Below are 20,640 nucleotides of genomic sequence, written 5' to 3' on the forward strand. Positions count from 1 at the left end.
GCCGCCCGGGGTCCGGGGTCTACAGGAAGAGGCTGAGCACGAGCGCGAAGACGAACCCGAGCGTCCCGAGCAGCGTCTCCATGACGGTCCAGGTCTTGAGCGTCGTCTTCTCGTCCATCTGGAAGAACCGGCTGACCAGCCAGAACCCGGAGTCGTTGACGTGCGAGAGGACGGTGGCCCCGCCGGCGATCGCGAGGACGATGAGCGCCAGGTCGATGGAGGACAGCCCGCTGCTGGCCTCGACCACCGGGGCCATGAGGCCGGCGGTCGTGGTGAGGGCGACCGTGGCCGAGCCCTGCGCCACCCGCAGCAGCACGGAGACCACGAACGCGGCCACGATCACCGGCAGGCCGATGTCGCCGAGGACGTCGGCCAGCGCCGTGCCGATGCCGCTGGCCCGCAGGACGCCCCCGAACATGCCGCCGGCGCCGGTGATGAGGATGATCGCGCAGACCGGGCCCAGGGCGCTGTTGACGATCGACTCGACCTGGGCACCGCTCTCGCCGCGGCGCCGGCCGAGCACCACGATCGCGACCAGCACGGTGATCAGCAGCGCCACCGGGGTGGCGCCGAGCAGCTGACCCGCGCGCACGAGGAACGACGTCTCCTCGAGCGCACCCGCGGTGGCCAGGGTGGTCAGCCCGGTGTTGAGGAAGATCAGCACGAGCGGGAGCAGCAGGATGCCGACCACGGTGCCGAAGCGCGGCGGCGCCGGACGGGTGACCGTCCCGGTCCGGCGTCCGCCGGAGGCGCCCGCGGTGCCCGGCGCGGTCCCGGCCACGGTGGGCTCGGGGGCCTCCGGTGCGGCGCCCGTGGCCGGGTCGTCCTCGGACGGCGGCACCGCGACGTCGAAGCGCCGCCCGGCCCACAGGCCGAACAGGTAGCCGCCCAGGTACCAGGTGGGCAGGCCGACGACCAGCCCGAAGACCAGGACCAGCCCGATGTCGGCCCCGATCAGCTCGGCCGCCGCGACCGGCCCCGGGTGCGGCGGGACGAAGGCGTGCATCACGGCGAAGGCGCCGGCGACCGGCAGGCCGTAGGTGAGCAGCGAGCCGCCCAGCCGGCGGGCGACGGTGAAGACGATGGGCAGGAAGACCACGAGGCCGGCGTCGAAGAAGATCGGGAAGCCGAACAGCAGCGCGGCGACGCCCAGGGCCAGGGGGGCGCGCTTCTCGCCGAAGCGCCCGATGAGGCTGTCGGCGAGCACCTGCGCCCCGCCGCTGTGCTCGAGCAGCCGCCCGAGCATCGCCCCGAGGCCGACCAGCAGCGCCACGTTGGCCAGGGTCGCGCCGAACCCCTCGGTGAGGGTGGTGACGACGTCCTCGAGCGGGACCTGGGCCACCAGCGCCGTCAGCAGGCTGACCAGGATCAGCGCCAGGAACGCGTGCAGCTTGAGCTTCATGATCAGGAACAGCAGCACGCCCACGGCTGCCGCCGCGATGAGCAACAGCCACCCGGCTCCCAGAGCCGGTTCGACCTCGGGCATGGGGTCCTCCTGGGGTTCAGCCCTCGTCGTCGAGGGCGTCGAGGGCGCGCAGGACGTCTTCCAGCGCGCGGGTGGACCGCTCGACCAGCGGTCGGGTGTGCCGGTAGAGGTCCGCGGCGGCCGGGTCTGGCTCGACCGGGTCGGAGACGCCGACCAGCGCGGTGGCGGCGTCGAGGTCGGGCAGCGCGCCGAGCGCGTGCAGGCCGAGCAGGCAGGCGCCCAGCCCCGTGCCCTCCGGGGAGTCGGCGACCCGCACCGGCAGGTCCAGCGCGGCGGCGAGGGTGGACACCCACAGCGGCGAGGCCACCGCCCCTCCGGTGGCGCGGACCTCGGTCACGGGCAGGCCGGTGGCCGAGAACGCGTCGCGGACGAGCGCCAGCTGCTGGCACACGCCCTCGACGGCGGCGCGCACCAGGTGCCCCCGGCGGTGCTCGCGGCGCAGCCCGACGTACGCCCCGCGCAGCCCGGACCGCCACCACGGCGCCCGCTCCCCCAGCAGGTAGGGCAGGCACAGCAGCCCGGCGCTGCCCGCGGGCACCGCGGCGGCCTCCTCGAGCAGCCGGGCGTCGAGGGCGTCGGCGTCCTCCCCCGTGACCGCCTCCCCCTCGGCCAGCGCCTGGGCGGCCCAGCGCACCACCGAGCCGCCGTTGTTGACCGCGCCGCCGACCACCCACTGGTCGTCGGTGAGGGCGTAGCAGAACAGCCGGTGCGCCGGGTCCACGGTCGGCGCCGGGACGACGACGCGCATCGCGCCGCTGGTGCCCAGCGACACGGCGGCGACCTCGGGGCGGACCGCGCCGATGCCGAGGTTGGCCAGCACGCCGTCGGAGGCGCCGAGGACCAGCGGGGTGTCCGCGGGCAGGCCGGTGGCCGCGGCGACCTCCGGGCGCAGCCCGTCGAGCACCGTCGTCGTCGGCAGGACCTCGCCGAGCTGCCCGGGGCGGACGCCGGCCACGTGCAGCGCCTCGGCGTCCCAGGTGCCGGTGCGGATGCCGTAGAGGCCGGTGGCCGAGGCGCAGGCGCGGTCGAGGACCTGCGGCCCGCCGCGCAGCGCGGACACGACGAGCTCCTTGACCCCGCCCCAGCGCGGCACCGCGTCCAGCCGGCCGGGCTCCTCGGCGCGCAGCCAGGCGAGCTTGAGCAGCGGGGACATCGGGTGCACCGGCGTCCCGGTGCGGGTGTGCAGCCCGCCGGCGCGGCCGTCGGCGCGCAGGGCCTCGGCGAATCCCGCGGCGCGGTCGTCGGCCCAGGTGACGACCGGGCCCAGCGGTCGGCCGTCGTCGTCCATGGGGACCAGGCCGTGCATGGCCGCGGACAGGCAGACCCCGACCACCCGGTCGCCGCGCTCGCGGGCGGCCCGGCTGACGGCGGCCAGCGCCTCGACGGCGGCGTCGGCGACCCGGTGCGCGTCGAGCTCGGCGCGGCCGGGGGCGGGCACCGACAGCGGGTAGCCGACGCTCACCAGGTCGCGCACCCGCCCGTCGGTGCCGGCGGTGACCGCCTTGGTCGCCGTCGTCCCGCTGTCCAGCCCGACCACGACGTCCATGCGGGCGATCCTGCCCGCGCCCCCAGGGGGCCGCAGGTCAGCGCTGGATCTCCACCAGCAGCACCCAGGCGTTCAGGCACGACGCCGCGATCCCGCCGACCAGGGCCCCCACCAGCCAGGAGAGCCCGCCGCCGGCGCCGAGGGCGCGATCCCGCCGCCGCCAGCAGCGCGCCGGCGAGCAGCACACCGGCCGCGACCGCCAGGTCGTGCCGGCTCTCGGGGCTGCAGGCGTCGGGACCGGTGGCCTCCACGTCGCCCGATCCTGGCGGACCGGCCGCCGGGACGGCGCCCGTCGCGGCCCGGTCAGCGGTAGGCGGACCCGCCGCGCAGCCGGGCGCCGACCGCCGTCACCAGCGGGGCGAGGACGACGCCGTCGCGGGCCAGCCGCGCCCGCAGCGCCCGGCGGTGGCGCAGCACGCCGACCAGGCCGATCGCCCAGAACAGGTACTGGACGGCGAACGCGGCGCGGAAGGCGCCGAGGTCGTAGGCGGTCGAGGCACCGGGCGTGAGGACGTCGAGCACCGCGCCGATCGCCAGGATGGTCAGCAGCGAGGCGACGAAGCCGCCGACGTTGACCACGCCGCTGGCGCTGCCCTGCCGCTCGGCGGGGTTCCAGGTGCGGGCGTAGTCGAAGCCGATCATCGAGCCGGGGCCGTTGGTACCGAGCACGACGACCAGCAGCACGAGCAGCCACAGCGGCGCGCGGCCGGGCCACAGCAGGACGACGGTCCAGGTGGCGGCGGTGACGGCGAGGATGCCGAGGACCAGCACCGAGCGGCGCAGCGGCCAGCGCCCGCACAGCCGGCCGAGCAGCGGCCCCACCCCCATGCCGACGACGACCAGCAGGGTGAGCAGCCCGGCCGCCGTCGCCGGGGACAGCCCCTGGCCGACGACGAGGAAGGGATAGCCCCACAGCAGCGCGAAGACCGTGCCGGAGAACTGGGTGACCAGGTGGGTGTAGAGGCCGATCCGGGTGCCGGACTCCCGCCAGGTCAGCGCCAGGTTGCGGCGCACCTCGGCCAGCCCCGCGGGGGTGGCGGGCGCGACGCCGGGCGGGGCGTCGCGCAGCGTGGCGAGCACCAGGACGACGACCAGTACCCCGGCCGCCGCCGCGCCGAGGAAGGTGCTGCGCCAGCCCGCGGTGTGCAGCAGCGCGACCAGCGGGTAGGCGGCCACGACCTGCCCGAGCTGGCCGAGGATGCCGGTGAGCTGGGTGACCAGCGGGACGGTGCGGCCGGGGAACCAGAAGCCGATCACCCGCAGCACGCTGATGAACGTCATCGCGTCGCCGGCGCCGACCAGCACGCGGGCCGCGACCGCGGTCGGGACGTCGGTGGCCAGCGCCAGCACCAGCTGGCCCACGGCCATGGTGACCCCGCCCGCGACGATCAGCCGGCGCGAGCCGAAGCGGTCCAGCGCCACCCCGACCGGCACCTGCAGCCCGGCGTAGACCGCGAGCTGCAGCACCAGGAACAGCGAGACCGCCGACGCCCCGGCGGAGAACCGCTCCTGCGCCTCCACCCCGGCCACGCCGAGCGAGGCGCGGTGGAACACGGCGACGACGTAGGCGGCGAGCGCGGTGAGCCAGACGGCGTAGGCGCGCAGCGGGGTGCGGGCGGCGGTCGGGGGCGTCACTGAGGGGACGACAGCTCCCGCGGACCGGTTGTTCCCGGTACCGCGGTGAGTCGCCTCACGGCGCGCCCGCGCACGGCCCGGACCCGGGGTGCCCGGCCCTAGGATCGGGAGGTGGTCGCAGCACTGGTCTCCCCCGAGGACCTGAGCGAGGACGACGCCCACCGCCGGGTGCGCATCCTCCTCGCGCTGGCCACCTGCATGGCCGAGAAGGGCTACCGCGCGACGACGATCTCCGACATCGCCCGCGAGGGCCGGGTGTCCAAGACCGTCGTCTACGCGCACTTCCGCGACAAGGAGCACTGCCTCCTCGAGCTCTACACCCGCGCCACCGACAAGATGCTCGCCACCGTGCACGCCGCGCAGGACCGGGCGGCCGCCGAGGGGCTGGCCTGGCGGGACCGGCTGCGGTCGGCCGTGCGGGCCTACCTGGAGGTGCTCGCCGCCAACCCGGAGGTGGCCTGGGCGGCGCTGGTGGAGGTGCAGGCCGCCGGCCGGCACGCGCTCACCCTGCGGCGGCAGGTCATCGACCGCTACGTGGAGCTGATCCGCGGGGTCGCCGCCGAGATGGCCGAGCGGTACCCCCACGAGGTCCGGGCGGTGGACCGGGCCCTCGTCGTCGCCGCCGTCGGCGGGCTCAACGAGCTCATGCTCGTCCGGGTCGAGCGCGGCGAGGCCGGCTCGCTGGCCGAGGACACCGACGTCGCCACCGAGGTGCTCGTCGGTCTCGTCGCCCGCCGCTGAGCCGCCCGGCGGTCACCCGCCACCGGGATACCGCGCGGTACCGGCGGGTCCTACGCTGCCCCGGGACCTGGCTCACGGGGATCGGAGGCCCATGACCACAGCGGCGGACGTCGGGACCGACGCCCCTGGGGACGCGTCGCCCGCGGCCGACCGGCGCCCGGTCCTGTCGCTGCGCGTCGAGCGCGAGGCGCTCGTCCCCGCGCTGGCCGCGCTGCTGGTGGCCCTGTCCCTGACCGCCCGCGCCTGGACGGCGGCCGGCGGCTGGCTCACCCGGCAGGACCTCCTCCCCGCCGCCCACCTCCTCGGCCTGACCCCCGAGGTGCCCGGCCCCCCGGGCGCCGCGGCGCTGGCCGGCGGCGTGGCCTCGGTGGCGCCGTACGCGTGGGCGGGGCTGGTGACGCTGGTGCTGGCCGGGCAGCTCGCCGTCGACGTGCTGCTCTACCGGCTGCTGGTCGACCTGTTCGGCCGCCGCCCGGCCGTGCTGCTGCCGCTGACGGTCTACCTGGCCAGCTCCCTGCCCCTGGTCGGCGGGCTGTGGTGGAGCGCTGCGCTGGTGCAGTTGCCCGTGCAGCTGTGCCTGCTCGCCGCCGTCACCGGGCACCTCCGCGCGCTGCGCACCGGCCGGCCCGGGCCGGCGGTGGCCGCCGGGCTCGCCGTCGCGGCCGGGCTGCTGTTCACCGGCTGGGCGCTGCTGGTCCCGCTGCTGCTGCTCGCCGCCACCCTCCTGTGGGGAACGGCCGGCCCGGTCCGCGGCGGGCTGCGCGCCCTCGCCGCGCAGCCCGCCGCCTGGGCGGCGCAGGCCGCCGGCGCCGCCGTCGGGCTGCTCGCGCGCCTGCCGACCGGTGCCGGCCCGCTCGTCGACGGCGACGCGCTGCGCGGGGCCGCGGCCGGGCTCGGCGGCGAGGTCACCCGGACGGTGCTGCCCGGCCTGGTCGGCGGCCCGTGGGTCTGGCGGCCGGTGGCCCTGCCGCTCGCCGTCCCGGCGCCGCCGCAGGCGCTGGTGGTGGGCGCGGGATTCGTGGTCGCCGCCGTCGTGCTGGGCAGCGTCGTGCTGCGGCGCGGCGCGCTCCGCGCGTGGGCGCTCACCGCCGTCGCCGGGGCGGTCGTGCTGCTCGCCGAGGCCGCCGCGCCCGACGGCCCGGCCGTGACCGGCGGGCTGCCCGCGGACACGGTGCCGCCGGCCACCGTCGCGCTGCTCGCCGCCCTGGGCCTGGCGCTGGCGACGCTGCCGGTCCGCGGCGCGCCGCCGGTCCTGCGCCCGCGGACCGCGCGGCTGCCGGCCCGCCGGCTCGCCCGCCCGGCGCTGGGCACCGCGGTCGCCGCCGCGCTCGCCGTCGGCTGCGTCCTGTCCACGGCCGGGTTCGCGCAGCACTGGTCGGTCAACGCCACCCGCGACTACGTCGACGGCGCCCGCGGCTCCGTCGTCGGCCGGCCGGACCTGGTACTCGCCGACACCACGGTGCCCGAGGACGTCGTCCCGGCCGCGCTGGCGCCGGCGAACCGGGCGTCGGTGGTCCTCTCCGGCCTGCCCGCCCAGCCGCACTTCCAGTCCGTCGGCGAGATCGCCTACCAGCTCGCCGCGCTCGACGACCGGGGCCGCGGCCAACTCGCCGCCGTCGCCCCCGCGGGCACGTCGGAGGCCGGCCCGGTGCCCGACTGCGGCTGGCGGGTGGCCGAGGGCCCCGTGACCGTCCCGCTGGAGGAGCCGGTGCCCGACGGGCGGTGGATCGTGCAGGTCGCCTACATCGCCGGTGCGGGCAACGCGGTGACCGTGCAGGCCGGCGGCACGGTCGGCGGCGCGCTGGTCGGCGCCGGGCTGCACGACCTGTTCCTGCAGGCCGAGGGGCCGGTCGGCGAGGTCGTCGTGACCGTCGACGACCCGTCGGTGCCGGTCTGCGTGGGCGCGGTGACGGTGGGGACGCCCCGCCCGCTGGCCCCGGGCGGGGGCTGAGCGCGGTGCGCTACCCGGCTCTCAACGGCCTGCGCGCGCTGGCCGCACTCGCCGTCGTCACCACCCACGCGGCGTTCTGGAGCGGGTCCTACACCCCCGACCTCGGCGGGTTCGCCCTCGCCCGGCTCGACGTCGGCGTCGCCGTGTTCTTCACGCTGTCGGGCTTCCTGCTGTCCCAGCCGCTGTTCCGCGCCGCGGCCGAGGGCCGCCCGGCGCCCCGGACCGCGGCGTTCCTGTGGCGGCGGGCGCTGCGCATCCTCCCGGCCTACTGGCTGTGCGTGGCGCTGGCGCTGCTGTTCCTGCCGGGCAACCAGGACGCCACCCCCGGCGACTGGCTGCGGTTCCTGACGCTCACCCAGATCTACTCCCGCGACTGGCACGCCGAGGGCCTCGACCACGCGTGGAGCCTCTGCACCGAGGTCGCCTTCTACCTGCTGCTGCCGCTGCTGGTCCGCGGCCTGCTGGCGGTGTGCGGCGGGTGGCGCCCGGCCCGGCTGGTCGCCGCGCTCGGGGTGCTCTCCGTGCTCGGGTCCGTCTGGAGCCTGTGGGCGGCGAGCGACCCGCTGGTCCTCGCCTCGCTCACCCTGTGGCTGCCGGCCTACCTGCCCTGGTTCGCCGCCGGCATGGCCACCGCGATCCTGACCGTCTCGCCGCCCGGCTGGGGGCCGGTCCGCCTGGCGCACGTGCTGGCGTCGAGCCCGTGGACCTGCTGGGCCGGCGCAGCGGCGCTGTTCTGGGTCGCCGCCAGCCCGCTCACCGGCTCGGTGGCGATCGACCAGCCGCTGACCGGGGCGCAGGTGGTGGTCAAGCACGCGCTCTACACCGGCGTCGCCGCCCTGGCCCTGGTGCCGCTGGTCCTCGGCGACCAGACCGCCGGCCGGGCCCGCCGCTTCCTGGCGAGCCGGCCGATGCACTGGGCCGGGGAGATCTCCTACGGCGTCTTCCTCTTCCACCTGCTGCTGCTGGTCACCTTCTGGGACCTGTTCGCGCACCCGCTGCCGGTGGTCCTCGGCGGGACGCTCGTGGTCTCGGTCGCCGCGGCGGCCGTCTCCTACCGGTTCCTCGAGCGGCCGCTGGTGGAGCGGCTGCGCCCCGTGGTCCCGGACCGGCCGCCGGCCCGCCCCGCCGACGGGGCGGTCGCGCGGGACGAGGACGAGGCGCAGACCCTGGCCCCCTGAGGCCGGGTCAGTCCGCGGCGCGGAGCCGCGGCCGCCGGACCCGGGGCGCGGGCAGCGCCGCGGCCACCACCGCCGCGAGCGCGGCCAGCGCCAGCACCTGCCGGGCGGTGCCGGTCGCGTCGGGCACCGCGAGCAGCAGGACGCCGGCGACCGCCACCGCCCCGGCGGCCGCGCCACCGAGCACCGCCGCCCGCCGGGTGCGCAGCGCTGCCCCGGCCGCCACCGCGACCGCGAGCAGCGCGAGGCCGACGACCCCGCCGGCCAGCGCGGTGCCGGCGACGGCGGCGAGCACCACGAGCAGCTGCCCGCCGCGGCCGCGGCGCCCGGGGGCCGGCACGGGCCGCGGCCGGCGCACCGGCAGGACGGCGAGCAGCACCAGCAGGAGCACCGCCGCGGCGCCGGCGGTGAGCGCGGCCCGGTAGGCCGTGCCGGGGAGGAAGTCCAGCGTCACCGTCCCGGCCGCGCCCGGCGGGAGCACGTAGCCCTGCTGCCACCCGTCGACGGCGACGGTGCCCAGCACCTCGCCGTCCAGGGTGGCCCGCCAGCCGGGGTTGGTGTTCTCCGGGACGACGAGCAGCGTCGGCTCGTCCCGGGCGGCCACCCGCACGGCGCGGTGCTCGGCGTCCCAGCGGGTCACGTCGGCCGCCTCCCGGCCGGGCGCGGGGCCGGGGGCCGCGGCGGTGAGCGTCGCCGAGCGGACGGCGAGCACGTCGGTGCCGGTGGCCACCAGCCGGTGCCCGCCCGCCGCCAGCGTGACGCCGGGGTCGTCGCAGAGCTCCAGGTCCAGCTCCTCGAGGGCGCGCAGCGCGCCGACCGTGGTCCGCACGGTGGTCTCGCGGCGCTCCCCGTCGACGGTGACCACCGGGCCGTCGCCGCACGGGACGGTGACCTCGGCGCCGGGGTCGAGGGGCCGCGCCGGGCCGCCGGCCTCGAGCTCGCTCACCCCCACGCCGAGCGGCGTGACGAAGCGGGTGACCGGGTCGAAGGTCCGCAGCTCGAGCGGCAGCGCGAAGCGCACCTCCAGCCGGTCGGTGGTGACCGGGGCGAAGCGGGCGGTGCCGTCGTCGTCGAGGGCGATCGTGCGCGGCAGCCCGCCGGTGACGAGGGTGACCGCCGTCGGGAAGGAGGCGGCCAGGCCAGGGGTGGTGACCACCCGCAGCGAGTCGACCGTGCGCGGCGCGGGCCAGGTGAGCGTCAGCGTCGGGGCGTCGTCGCCGGCCGCGGCCTGCCAGGCGGACGCCGGGTCGCCGTCGACCGCCGCCAGCGCGCTCGCCCGCGGGTCGTCGACCGCGGTGCTGCTGGCGGTGGCGCGGACGCCCGCCCCGCCGGCGTCGGAGAGCAGCGCGTCCAGCGCCGGGCCGGGGCGCGGCCGGGCGGTGAGCGCCAGGTCGGCGTCGGTGGGCGCGGCCGCGGTGAACACCCGGTCCAGGCCCGCGGTCTCCTCGGCGGCCGCGGCGAGGACGGCGGCGCAGCGCGGGTCCCCGCCGGCGTCGACGACGCAGCCGGAGGCGGTGCCGTCCGGGCCGAGCGCGTCGAACGCCCAGGCCGCGACCTCGCCGTCGGGGACGGGGGTGACCAGCGAGCGGGTGACGGTCACCCCCGGCAGGTCCACCTCGGCGAGGGCCAGCCCGTCGCCGGGGTCGCCGTCCGCGGGGTCGACGCCGACGGTGAGGGTCCGGGTGGTGCCCGCGGGCAGCGGCAGGTCCTGCGGGTCGGCGGTCGCGCGCAGCGGCCGGGTGACGGTGCCGGTGTCGGTCGTGAGCCGGACGGCGGCCGGCGGGTCGTCGGCGGTGTCGGCGGCGAGGGTGATCGTGACGCCGGCGGCACGGAACGGGGCGTCGGCGGTGACCCGCCACCAGGAGGGACCCTGACCGCCGTAGGCGAGGGCCGGTCGCCAGGCGGTGGCCGGGTCGCCGTCCAGCGCGGCCCACGGCGCGGCGGCCGGGTCGGACCCGCCGAGGGCGCCGGCGTCGGACGCCGAGCCCGACGCGCTCGGGGTGCCGCCCGCGTAGCGGGCGACCGTCTCCGCCTGCGCGGGGTGCTCGACCCGGTAGTCCCGGGCGGGGCCGGTCAGGCGCCGCGGGTCGTCCGGGGACAGCGCGGCCGACGTCGCGCCGTCGATGCGGCCGAAGCTGCGCTCGCGGCGCACGAGGGCGTCGCTGACCACCGCCGGCCCGGCGCCGTCGGGAGCCGCGCCGGCCGGCACCGTGGGCCGGTCGCTGACCAGGCCGCGGTCCTCCAGGGCGAGCACCGCGTCGGGCCCGCCGCCGACCACCGCGGCGTCGGCCAGCGGCGCGGTCCACGCCCGGGGCGCGGGGTCCTCGACGGCGTAGACCTCGACCGCGGGAGCTGGCTCGACCAGGCCGGCGTCCAGGGAGATCCCGTCGACGTAGGGCGCCTCGGGGACCGCCGGCCCGAAGGCGGCGACCGGCGTGATGCCCGGCGAGTCCCGCAGCGCCTGGCGCACCACCACCGACCGCGCCGACCCCGCCGCGCCGGTGTCCAGGTCGTTGCGCAGCACCAGGTGGGAGAAGCCGGCGCGGGCCAGGAAGCGGGTCAGCCCCGCCGAGCCCTCGCCGCGTTCCAGCCGCCGCTGCACGGCGTCGAGGACGCGGATGTGCCCCTCGGGCGTCAGCGGGACGGCGTTGCGGACGTCCCAGGGCGAGTCCGCCAGCGGCTGCAGCGGCTCGTCCTGCGGGCTGCCCCACGCGTAGGTGCCGAACGACGACGCCGGCACCAGCAGCGCGCGGCCGGCGGGCTGCTCGGCGGCCAGGTACCGCGCCGCGTCCGCCCAGTACCCGGGGACCTCCTCGAAGCCGGTCGGCGGCGCGAGGCGGGCCGCGAGCGCGGGTGAGGCGGTGGCGGCCAGCGCGGCCACCACGACCGTGAGGACGCCGCGGACCAGCAGCGTCGCCGGGTGCGGCCAGCGGCCGGGCCACGCGGGGACCCACTCGGTCAGCCACGCCGGCCGGCGGCCGGGCCGCTGCCGGGACCGCCGGGCGAGGACGCCGACCAGGTGCGCCAGGGCCAGCGCCAGCGGCAGCCGCAGGACGAGGTCGAACTTGTGCACGTTGCGCAGCGGCGCCAGCGGCCCGTCGAGGGCGGCGTTGAGCGGGCCGGCGAGCAGCCCGTCGACGGTCGCCAGGTGGCCCAGCGTCACCAGCGCGACCCCGGCGAGCAGGCCGAGCACCAGCCAGGTGCGCTCGGGCAGGTCGCGGCGGGCCAGCGACCACAGGCCGGCCGCGGCGAGGACGAGCGTCCCGGCCGCCGGGAGGGCCTCGGCCACCAGCGTCCAGCCGGCCGGCCACAGCGGCCCGGTCGCCGAGCCGAGGTACGCCAGCCAGTGGTCGGTGCCGCGCAGGACCGACAGCACGTCCGTCGGCGCGGTGGTGACGTCGGCGTTCTCGATGTAGTCCAGGAACGGCGGGCTGTACCGGCCGAGCAGCAGCAGCGGACCGGCCCACCAGGCGGTGGCCAGCAGCACCGCGCCGGCCCACCGGGCGGCCAGCCGGCGCCGCAGCGGCCCGCCGGGCCGGGTGAGCAGCCAGAGCACCGGCAGCGGGAGGACGGCGGCGGCCGCCACCGCGTTGACGCCGCCGGCACAGAGCACCGCCAGACCGGACAGGGTGGCCGCCCGCCGCGGCGAGCGGGCCGCGGCGGCGCCGACCAGCGGCACCAGCACCCACGGCGCCACCGCCATCGGGACCACCTCCACCGAGGTGGCGCCGAGGGCGGTGACCATGCGCGGGGCGAGCGCGTAGGCCAGCCCGCCGGCGATCCCCGCCGCCGGCGTCCCGATGCCCAGCCGCCGGGCCAGGACGACGACGCCGAGGAACGCGGTGCTCATCAGCAGCGCCCACCACAGCCGCTGCACCACCCAGGCCGGCAGGCCGGCCGCGTCGCCGAGGGCGGAGAAGGGGCCCATCGGGAACAGGTAGCCGTAGGCCTGGTTCTGCACCTGCCCGGCGAAGCCCTCGGGCTCCCACAGCCGCAGGGCGCGGCCGAGGAACCCGGCCGGGTCGACGGCGAGGTCGAGCTTGGTGTCCGGCACGACCCGGCCCGGCGACTGGGTGAGCGCCAGCCCGAGGAAGGCGGTGCAGACGATCGCCAACCGCAGCCGCCGCAGCAGCGCCGTCGACCCGGGGCCCCGCGGCGGGCGGTCCGGCCCCCGCGACGCGACCGAGCCCGCCGGGGCGGTCCCGGCGGGCTCGGTCGTCGGCGGAGCGGCGGTCACGACCCCGGGAGGGGGTCGCGCCGGCGGTCGGGCGTCACTTGGCGAAGGACACCGGGGCGGTCGGCGGGACGGCGGCCGTCGTGGGGGTCCGGTGGGCGCCGCGGTCGGCGCGCAGCAGCAGCACGGCGCCGGCGATCAGCAGCAGCACGCCGAGCCCGGCGACGGCGAGCGGCAGGGTGCGCTGGACGAGGGTGATCTGGTCGCGGGTGTCGGCGGCGTCCGCGGCGGCGTCGCGCAGCCCGTCCTCGGTCGGCCCGAGCTCGGCGGACAGCACCGTGACGCCGGTGTCGCCGCTCGGGCCCCGCAGCACCGTCACCGGGCTCTCGACGGAGCTGACGATCTTGCCGCTGACCGGCTCGACGAGGATCTCCCGCTCGCTGCTGAAGACGACGTCGGCGGTGACGGTCGCGTCGCTCGACTCGCCGGCCAGGCTGCCGGGGACCTCGATCTGGCGGATCACCGTCTCGGGGACCGACTGCAGGAACCGGTAGACCTCGACGCCCTCGACCTCGTCCTCGCCGTCGTACCGGGCGGGGACCGCCTCGCCGACGTTGCCGTTCCACACCTCGTAGTCCTGCTGCTGGGTGTCGAACGGGAAGGTCAGCGTCAGGCCGTCGATGTCCTCGCTGGCCGCGCCGCAGTCCACCGCCTCGGCCGTCCTCCGGTCGAGGCAGTTGACGACCTCGGAGGGCTCGGTGACCAGCGTGCCGTCGGCCGTGGTGATCGTGGTGCCGGAGGCCCAGACGGCGACGTCGTCGGAGGCGTCGGGTGAGTCGGCGTCGCCCTGGACGGTCAGCCGCGCGGTGACCTCGCCCTGCGCCTCCTCCAGCTGCTCCATGTCCAGGTAGGTCGCGTCCTCGTCGACGACGGCCCGCGAGGCCTCCTGGTCGAGGGGCAGCGTCACCAGGGTGGGCGCCAGCACCAGGCGGATCGCGAGCGCGGCACCGAGGCACAGCGCGCCCAGGGCCAGCAGCACGAACCCGAGGACACGACGACGCATGCGGGAACCTCCTCGACCGGGCGACGGCTCCACCGGCGTCGCAGCGCGGTCACATTACTGTCGGCCACACCACACGCCAACTCCGGCCGGTTCCGGCCGGTACCGGTCCCCCGATCGGGTCGGGTACGAGCGCGTACCGGCGTCGATAACGTCCGTTACCGGGCGTCACACCCACGTCGCCGGAGCACCAGGACGACGTTCCAGCTTGCGACCTCCCGCAGCCCCGGCACGCGCGCGACCCACGCCGCCCACCACGGGTGGTAGCGCGGGTACACGGTGACGAGATCGGCGTCCGGACAGCGCCGGGCCCAGCGGACCGCCGCCCCGGCGGAGACGGCGAACAGCGACTCGCCGAACCGGTTCTTCGGCTCGCGGCCGGTGCGCCGCCGGTAGCGCCGGCGGGCCCGCGCCCCGCCGAGGTAGTGCCAGGGCGCGGTCTCGTGCCCGCCCCATGGCGACAGCCAGGGGGTGAACGACAGCAGCACGGTGCCCCCGGGCCTGGTCACCCGCACCATCTCGTCGGCCATCACCCACGGGTGCCGCACGTGCTCCAGCACGTTGGAGGAGTAGCAGACGTCGACGGCGCCGGTGCGCACCGGCAGCGCCTCGCCGCTGCCGCGCACCGTCCCGGGCTCGGGCTGGCCGCGCGCGGCCATCTCGCCGGCGTCGGGCTCGAGGCCGACGTAGCGGGCCCCGGCCGCGCGGAAGGCGGCCGAGAAGTACCCCGGCCCGCCGCCGACGTCGAGGACGGTGGCCCCGGCGAGGTCGGCGTGCCGGGCCAGCCGGCGCACCGAGTCCTCGGCCAGGACGCCGTAGAAGGAATCGGGATCGGTCTGCTCGCGCAGGAAGGCGCGGAACAGCCGCACCGACCGCCGCAGCGTCGCCGTCCGGTCCATTTCCGGGGTCTCTCCTCAGCACTGGAAGGACCGCCCGTTCGGGCGGGTGGAATGGCTGGTACCCGTCTGTATCGTGCCGCGGGTGATCCGCGTCTCCCCCCGGCGTCCGCCCGTCGACGTCCTGTTCGTCAACTGGCGCGACCTCGGCCACCCGGAGGGCGGCGGGTCCGAACGGTACGTGCACCGGGTCGCCGAGGGGCTCGCGGCAGCGGGGCTGCGGGTCGAGATGTTCTGCGCCGCCCACGACCGCGCCCCGGCCGAGGAGGTCTTGGGCGGGGTGCACGTCGTGCGCCGCGGCGGCCGGCTCGGCGTCTACCCGCGGGCGCTGCTGCACGTGCTGCGCTCGCGCGCCCGGCTCGTCGTCGACGTGCAGAACGGGCTGCCCTTCTGCAGCCCGCTGGTGACCCGCGCGCCGGTGACGGTGCTGGTCCACCACGTGCACCGCGAGCAGTGGCCGATCGTGTTCGGCCGGCTCGGCGGCGCGGTCGGCTGGTGGTTGGAGTCGCGGCTCGCGCCGTGGGTCTACCGGCGGTCCCGGTACGTCACCGTCTCCGAGGCCACCCGCACGGAGCTGGCCGGGCTCGGCGTCGCGCCGGCGCGGGTCGCCGTCGTGCCCAACGGGGTGGAGCCCGCGCCGTCGGTGGCGGTGCGTCGCTCGCCCACGCCGCGGGTGGTGGTGCTCGGCCGGCTGGTGCCGCACAAGCGGGTCGAGCACGCCCTCGAGGTGCTGGCCCGGCTGCGGCGGCAGCGGCCGGACCTCGTGCTGTCGGTCGTCGGCGAGGGCTGGTGGGAGGACCGGCTGCGGGCCGAGGCGGAGCGGCTGGGCGTCGCCGACCGGGTCGAGTTCCACGGCTTCCTGGACGAGCCGGCCAAGCACGCCGAGCTGGCGCGGGCGTGGCTGCAGCTGTGCCCCTCGGTCAAGGAGGGGTGGGGCCTGGTGGTCACCGAGGCCGGCGCGCACCGGACGCCGACGGTGGGCTACCGGTCCTCGGGCGGGCTCACCGAGTCGGTGCTCGACGGCCGCACCGGCGTGCTGGTCGACGACCTCGACGAGCTCACCGAGGTGGTGGACCGGCTGCTGGCCGACCCGCTCGCGCGGTCGGCGATGGGCGCCGCGGCGGCCCGGCACGCGGCCCGGTTCGACTGGCCGTCGGCCGTGCGGGGCTGGGCGCGGGTGCTGCGCGGGGTCCTGGCGGGGGTGCCGGCGCCCGCCGGTGCGGACGCCGGCCGGGGGTCAGCCGCGGGTGCCGTAGTCCAGGACGTCGATCGTCTGCTGGTCGCTCTGCTCGACGGCGGAGGTGTCCGGGTCGACGGCGGCCGAGACGCCGGCGACGGCGGCGGCACCGATGCCGGCACCGGTGCCGAGGGACAGGAGCACGGCCAGGAGGGTCTTCACGCGGGCACTCGTTTCCTCGGGGGGCGACGTCGGAGCGGGACCATAGACGCCGCGAGCGTGATCCACAACGCGGCCCCGGCCACCGCGCCCAGCGCGGCGCCGTGAGCGATCCCCACCGCGGCCGCCCGCCCGGCCGAGGGCCGGGGGCCCGGCAGCGCGCCGGGTACGCGGTACAGCCGCAGGTCGGCGCCGTCGACGACGAGCGGCAGGTCCCCCACCGCGGTGGGCACGGCCGGGCCGGGCGTGCCGCGCTCGACCAGCACCCAGCCGACCCCGAGCCGGGCCAGCGCCCGCGGGTCCCCGGCGGCGGCGAGGGCCCGCGCGGCGCGGGCGTGCTCGCCGCGCACCGGCCGGCCGTCGACGACCAGCGTGTCGTCGGCGAGGACCGGCCGGGGCAGCCAGCGGGCCGCGGGGTCCAGCTGCGGGCGGTCGCCGTTCCAGCCGAACGCGCGGTAGGCGCCGGCGGGCAGGACCAGCACGTCGCCGGGCGCGGTGTCCTCGGCGAGCACGGTGCGCACGGTCTGCCAGTCGGCGGGCCAGGCCACCGGCTGCAGCCGGCCGCCGACGCCCCAGGCGAGGTCGGGGACGGCGACCAGCGGCAGCAGCGCGGCTGCGACGGCGACCGCCCCGGCGGCGGGGCCCGGCAGGTGCGCGCGCACGGCCGCGACCGCGCGGCGGGTGCCGAGCCCGGCGCCGACGGCGAGCGGCAGAGCGAGCCAGGCGGCCCACTTCTGCCCGTCGCGCAGCAGGCCGGCCCCCGGCACGCCGGCGACCGCGGCCTCGAGCAGGTCCCGGGTGCCGGGCAGGACGCCGGCGGCGGCGAGCAGCAGGCCCGCGGCCCCGAGTCCGAGCAGCCGGCCGCCGCCCGCGCGGGCGGGCCGCGGCGCCCAGCCCGCGGCGGCGAGGGCGAGCAGCAGCGCGGTGACCAGCGGGACCAGCGCCGACGCGCGGCTGCCGGGGACGGCTGCGCCGTTCCAGATGCCGCCGGCGCCGAGCACGGCGACCACGGCGCCGGCCCAGTTCTCGCCGCGCGCGGCGAAGGCGGCCACCCCGGACGGGTCCGAGGTGCCGGTGGCCGGGGCGAGCAGGCCGGCGACCACCCACGGCGCCGAGAGCAGCGCGACCGCCGCGAGGCCGCGGAGGGCGGAGCGGCGGCCGGTGCCGGCGAGCACGGCGCCCGCGGCGAGCAGGCTGCCGGTGGGGGTGAGCGCGGCCGGCGCGACGGCGAGCACCAGCCGGGGCAGCGCCCGCGGCTCGCCGGCGCGCAGCCGCAGCCCGGCCCGCACCACCCAGGGCAGCGCGGCCCAGGCCACCAACAGGGTCCAGTGGCCGATGAGCAGCCGCTCGGCGAGGTAGGGGCTCCAGCCGTAGACCAGCCCGGCGACCGCGCCGGCCGCGCCGCGGCGCCCGTCCGGGCCCGGCGGCACCAGCCGCGCGGCGCCGAGCACCGCGGCGTAGACGGTGAGCAGCAGCACGGCGGCCTGCACCAGCGAGCCGGGCAGCACGGCGGTGAGCAGGGCCGCCGCGCCGTCGGCGGGGACCGCGCGGGGCAGCCCGCCGGACAGGCCGAACGCGTCGAGGTCGAGGTCCTGGCGCGGGACGAACACCATGTCGGCGAGCAGCACGTAGCCCGGCGCGAGCACCGGCGCGGTCACCAGCAGCGCCACCGCGGCGGCCAGCCCGCGGGCCGGCCACGGGGAGCGGTCGGGCGCGGTGACGGGATCGACGGCGGTCTCCACGCGCGCCCCTCTCCCCCGTCGTGCCCGGCTCCCGGGCGCCAGCAGCGTAGGTGCGTGGCGTGAGCGCGTCCCGGAGCCGGGCGGCCCGCGTGGCGCCGGCGGCGCTGGTGTCCGCGGCGCTGCTGTCGGTGAGCGCCCTGTCCTACGTGGTGACCGTGCTGGCCGCGCGGGTGCTCACCCCGGCGTCCTACGGCGAGCTGGCCGCGCTGCTCGGCGTGCTGCTGGTGGGCACCGTGCCGGCCACCGGGCTGCAGACCGCCACCGCGCTGCGGCTGGGCGGCCGGTCGCCGGAGGCGGCCGCGGCCGAGGCGCCGCGCCTGCACGCGACCGCGCTGGCCACCTGCGCCGCCACCGCGCTGGTCGGCCTGCTCGCGCTGGCCCCGGTGGTGGCGCTGCTGCGGCTGCCCGACCCGACCGCGGCCGCCTGGATGGTCGCCGTCCTCGTGCCGCACACGCTGGTCGGCACCTACGACGGCCTCCTGCAGGGCACCGGGCGGCACGGGCGGCTGGCGGTGGTCGTCGTCGCCTTCGGGTCGCTCAAGACGGCGGGCGCGCTGACCGGGCTGCTGGCCGGCGGCACGCCGGCCGCGGCGCTGGCCGGCATGGCCGCCGGGTGCGCGGCCGGCGCGGCCGTCACCTGGTTGTGCGCCGGTCGGCCCGGGGTGGCCCGCGGGCTGCGCGCGCCCGCCCGGGCGGCGGCCCGCGCGGCGGGGGCGCTGGCCGGGCTGGTGCTGCTGGTCAACGTCGACCTGCTGCTCGCCCGGCACCACCTGCCGGCGGCGCTGGCCGGCGAGTACGCCGTCGGCGCGGTGTTCGCCAAGGTCGCCTACTGGCTGCCGCAGGGCGTCGGGGTGGTGGTGCTGCCGCGGATGGCCGACGCCGCCGCCCGGCGGCGCGAGCTGCCGCGGGCGCTGGCGGTGGTCGGCGGGCTGGGCGCGCTGCTGACCGCCGCCACCGCGGCGCTCGGGGAGGCCGCGCTGCCGCTGGTCGGCGGGGCCGCCTACGGCAGCGCGCTCGGCGGGTGGGCGTGGGTGTTCACCGCGTGCGGCGCGCTGCTGGCCCTGGCGCAGCTGCTCCTCTACTCCGGCATCGCCGCCGCGGACCGCGTCGCGGCCGCCGCGGTCTGGGGCGCCGTCGCGCTCGAGTGCGCGGTGGTGGAGGTCCTGGCCGCGGCCGGGCGGCTGTCGGTGTTCGCCGTCGTCGGGACCGCGGCCGGCACCGGCGTGCTGCTGGTGACCGTCGGCCTGCTGCGGCTGCGCGCGGCGGCGCCGGACCCGGACGGCGACGCCGCGGTGGCCGCGACGGCGGTCAGCGGCGCGCCGGTCGCAGTGCCAGCACCGCCAGCGCCCCGGCCGCGCTGACCCCGGCGCCGGCGAGCGCGGCCGCGTCCCACCCGGCGAGCAGGCCGGCCGCGGTGCCGGCGGGCGCGCCCGCGGTCACCAGCAGGACGACCAGCGTGACGCCGACGGCGGCGCCCAGGTAGCGGGCGGTGTTGTTGGCGCCGCTGCCCATGCCGGCCCGCTCCGGCGGCACGTGCGCCACCGCCTCGCGGCCGAGCGCCGCGTTGGCCGCGCCGTAGCCGACGCCGAGGACCAGCAGGCCCGGCAGCAGCGCGGCGGCCCGGTCGCCGGGGTCGAGGACGGCCAGCGCTGCCAGTCCCGCGGCCGAGACCGCGAGGCCGGCGGCCAGCAGCACGCGCCCGTCGACGCCGGGCAGCCAGCGCAGGCCCACCGACGTCGCCGTCGCCACCGCGGACCAGATGAGCACGAGCACCGTCGTCGCGAGCAGGCTCTCCCCCAGCGCCCGCTGCAGCACGGTGGCGAGGAAGGACATCAGCCCGACCGTGGCCGCGCCGGTGACCAGCGCGCCGACGCTCGCGGCGAGGAAGCCGCGGACGCGGAACAGGCCGAGGTCGACCATCGGGGCGCGCACCCGGGACTCGGCCAGCACGAACGCGACGGTCAGGACCGCGCCGCCGGCGAGCAGCGCGACGACGGGAGCGGTCCCGGTGCCGGTGCGGGTGGCGACCAGCCCGACGAGCAGGCAGCACACCGCGGCGACGAGCAGCACGGGCCCGGCGACGTCGACCCGCGGCCGGCGGCCGGGTGCCGCCTCCGGCAGCAGCAGCCGGGCGGCGACCGCCAGCAGCAGCGTGACGGCGGCGGTGGCGACGTGCGTGGCCCGCCAGCCGGTGTCGCCGTCGAGGACCACCGCGGCCAGCCCGCCCACGCCGGTGCCCGCGCCCAGGCTGGCGCCCCAGACCGCCGCCGCGCGCGCCCGCGCCGGGCCGAGCGGGAACACCTGAGCGATCAGCCCGAGCGAGCAGGCCAGCACGGCCGCGCCGCCGACGCCCTCGACCAGCCGGCCGGCGACGAAGACCCCGGTCGACCCCGCGGCGGCCGACAGCGCGGCGCCGGCGGCCAGCAGCACGAGACCCGCGGTGAACACCCGGCGGCGGCCGAGGTCGTCGGCGGCGGCGCCGGTGACCAGCAGCGCCGCGGCCAGCCCCACGCTCATCGCCGACAGCAGCCACGCCTGCCCGCCCGCGCCGGTGCCCAGCTCGGCGGCGGTGGCCACGGCGGTGGCCAGCGGGGTGACGAAGGCGGCGAGGACGACGAGGGTGCTGACCGCGACGACGGCGAGCGTCCGCCGCTGCAGCGCGGCGGCCCCGGCGCCGTCGGCGGCCGCGGGCACGGGACGGGAGTCGACCGATCGGGACACGCGCGCCCCCAGCAGGCTCGTCGGTTGGACATTCCAACCGTGATGCCGGGACGCTAGCAGGGCCGGCCGCGGGTGCACCACCCCTGCGGAGGAACAGGCATGGGCCGCAGCAGCGGG

14 protein-coding genes are annotated in these 20,640 nt (G+C 78.7%); 5 read left to right on the forward strand and 9 right to left on the reverse strand.

Features of this window, described 5'->3' with window-relative positions:
- Positions 1–19: 19 nt before the first annotated feature.
- From ACI79L_RS00630 to ACI79L_RS00645, 4 genes are all read right to left on the reverse strand, one after another.
- Entirely contained in the window at positions 20–1,486 is a 1,467-nt protein-coding gene (locus tag ACI79L_RS00630) for a GntP family permease (RefSeq protein ID WP_456934912.1), read from the reverse strand.
- A 16-nt stretch (positions 1,487–1,502) separates the two neighbouring features.
- Positions 1,503–3,032, reverse strand: coding sequence for a gluconokinase (locus ACI79L_RS00635; protein ID WP_456934913.1), 1,530 nt, complete (start codon positions 3,030–3,032; stop codon positions 1,503–1,505).
- Between the two features lie 37 nt (positions 3,033–3,069).
- Positions 3,070–3,219 (reverse strand): hypothetical protein, encoded by a 150-nt coding sequence (locus ACI79L_RS00640; RefSeq protein WP_456934914.1) that lies wholly within the window; start codon positions 3,217–3,219, stop codon positions 3,070–3,072.
- Positions 3,220–3,335: 116 nt separating this feature from the next.
- Positions 3,336–4,667, reverse strand: a complete 1,332-nt coding sequence (locus ACI79L_RS00645) for an MFS transporter (protein ID WP_456934915.1) — start codon at positions 4,665–4,667, stop codon at positions 3,336–3,338.
- A 111-nt stretch (positions 4,668–4,778) separates the two neighbouring features.
- On the opposite strand from ACI79L_RS00645, the gene ACI79L_RS00650 reads away from it, so the two are divergent.
- The 3 genes from ACI79L_RS00650 (at position 4,779) to ACI79L_RS00660 (ending at position 8,537) form a co-directional block, all read left to right on the forward strand.
- Positions 4,779–5,408, forward strand: a complete 630-nt coding sequence (locus ACI79L_RS00650) for a TetR/AcrR family transcriptional regulator (protein WP_456934916.1) — start codon at positions 4,779–4,781, stop codon at positions 5,406–5,408.
- 91 nt (positions 5,409–5,499) lie between these two features.
- A complete protein-coding gene (locus ACI79L_RS00655) occupies positions 5,500–7,359 on the forward strand; it encodes a hypothetical protein (RefSeq protein WP_456934917.1) in 1,860 nt (619 codons plus the stop codon).
- Between the two features lie 5 nt (positions 7,360–7,364).
- Entirely contained in the window at positions 7,365–8,537 is a 1,173-nt protein-coding gene (locus ACI79L_RS00660; protein ID WP_456934918.1) for an acyltransferase family protein, read from the forward strand.
- 7 nt (positions 8,538–8,544) lie between these two features.
- Here the strand turns inward: ACI79L_RS00660 and ACI79L_RS00665 are convergent, their stop codons facing one another.
- The 3 genes from ACI79L_RS00665 to ACI79L_RS00675 form a co-directional block, all read right to left on the reverse strand.
- Complete coding sequence (locus ACI79L_RS00665; RefSeq protein ID WP_456934919.1) at positions 8,545–12,771, reverse strand: alpha-(1->3)-arabinofuranosyltransferase domain-containing protein; 4,227 nt, start codon at positions 12,769–12,771, stop codon at positions 8,545–8,547.
- 34 nt (positions 12,772–12,805) lie between these two features.
- The gene (locus ACI79L_RS00670) at positions 12,806–13,771 is read right to left on the reverse strand and encodes a DUF3068 domain-containing protein (RefSeq protein WP_456934920.1); all 966 of its coding nucleotides are present in this window, start codon (positions 13,769–13,771) and stop codon (positions 12,806–12,808) included.
- 155 nt (positions 13,772–13,926) lie between these two features.
- Positions 13,927–14,667: a class I SAM-dependent methyltransferase gene (locus tag ACI79L_RS00675; protein WP_456934921.1), complete on the reverse strand. Its 741-nt coding sequence runs from the start codon at positions 14,665–14,667 to the stop codon at positions 13,927–13,929.
- A gap of 82 nt (positions 14,668–14,749) precedes the next feature.
- On the opposite strand from ACI79L_RS00675, the gene ACI79L_RS00680 reads away from it, so the two are divergent.
- A complete protein-coding gene (locus ACI79L_RS00680; protein ID WP_456934922.1) occupies positions 14,750–16,168 on the forward strand; it encodes a glycosyltransferase family 4 protein in 1,419 nt (472 codons plus the stop codon).
- On the opposite strand, the gene ACI79L_RS00685 is transcribed toward ACI79L_RS00680, so the two are convergent.
- Positions 16,060–17,802, reverse strand: coding sequence for a hypothetical protein (locus tag ACI79L_RS00685; protein WP_456934923.1), 1,743 nt, complete (start codon positions 17,800–17,802; stop codon positions 16,060–16,062). The two genes, ACI79L_RS00680 and ACI79L_RS00685, sit on opposite strands and share 109 nt — an antisense overlap.
- A gap of 59 nt (positions 17,803–17,861) precedes the next feature.
- On the opposite strand from ACI79L_RS00685, the gene ACI79L_RS00690 reads away from it, so the two are divergent.
- A complete protein-coding gene (locus ACI79L_RS00690) occupies positions 17,862–19,163 on the forward strand; it encodes a hypothetical protein (protein ID WP_456934924.1) in 1,302 nt (433 codons plus the stop codon).
- Here ACI79L_RS00690 and ACI79L_RS00695 read toward each other — a convergent pair.
- Positions 19,111–20,523 carry an MFS transporter gene (locus ACI79L_RS00695; RefSeq protein WP_456934925.1) on the reverse strand — a complete coding sequence of 471 codons (1,413 nt, stop codon included), beginning with the start codon at positions 20,521–20,523 and terminating at the stop codon, positions 19,111–19,113. The two genes, ACI79L_RS00690 and ACI79L_RS00695, sit on opposite strands and share 53 nt — an antisense overlap.
- Positions 20,524–20,640 lie beyond the last annotated feature (117 nt).

This window comes from Geodermatophilus sp. SYSU D00684, from assembly GCF_054050455.1.

Bases quoted from the DNA above. Each gene is read 5' to 3' on its own strand.
- ACI79L_RS00630 (WP_456934912.1), bottom strand. From the start codon at position 1,486: ATGCCCGAGGTCGAACCGGCTCTGGGAGCCGGGTGGCTGTTGCTCATC.
- ACI79L_RS00635 (WP_456934913.1), bottom strand. From the start codon at position 3,032: ATGGACGTCGTGGTCGGGCTGGACAGCGGGACGACGGCGACCAAGGCG.
- ACI79L_RS00655 (WP_456934917.1), top strand. From the start codon at position 5,500: ATGACCACAGCGGCGGACGTCGGGACCGACGCCCCTGGGGACGCGTCG.
- ACI79L_RS00670 (WP_456934920.1), bottom strand. From the start codon at position 13,771: ATGCGTCGTCGTGTCCTCGGGTTCGTGCTGCTGGCCCTGGGCGCGCTG.
- ACI79L_RS00675 (WP_456934921.1), bottom strand. From the start codon at position 14,667: ATGGACCGGACGGCGACGCTGCGGCGGTCGGTGCGGCTGTTCCGCGCC.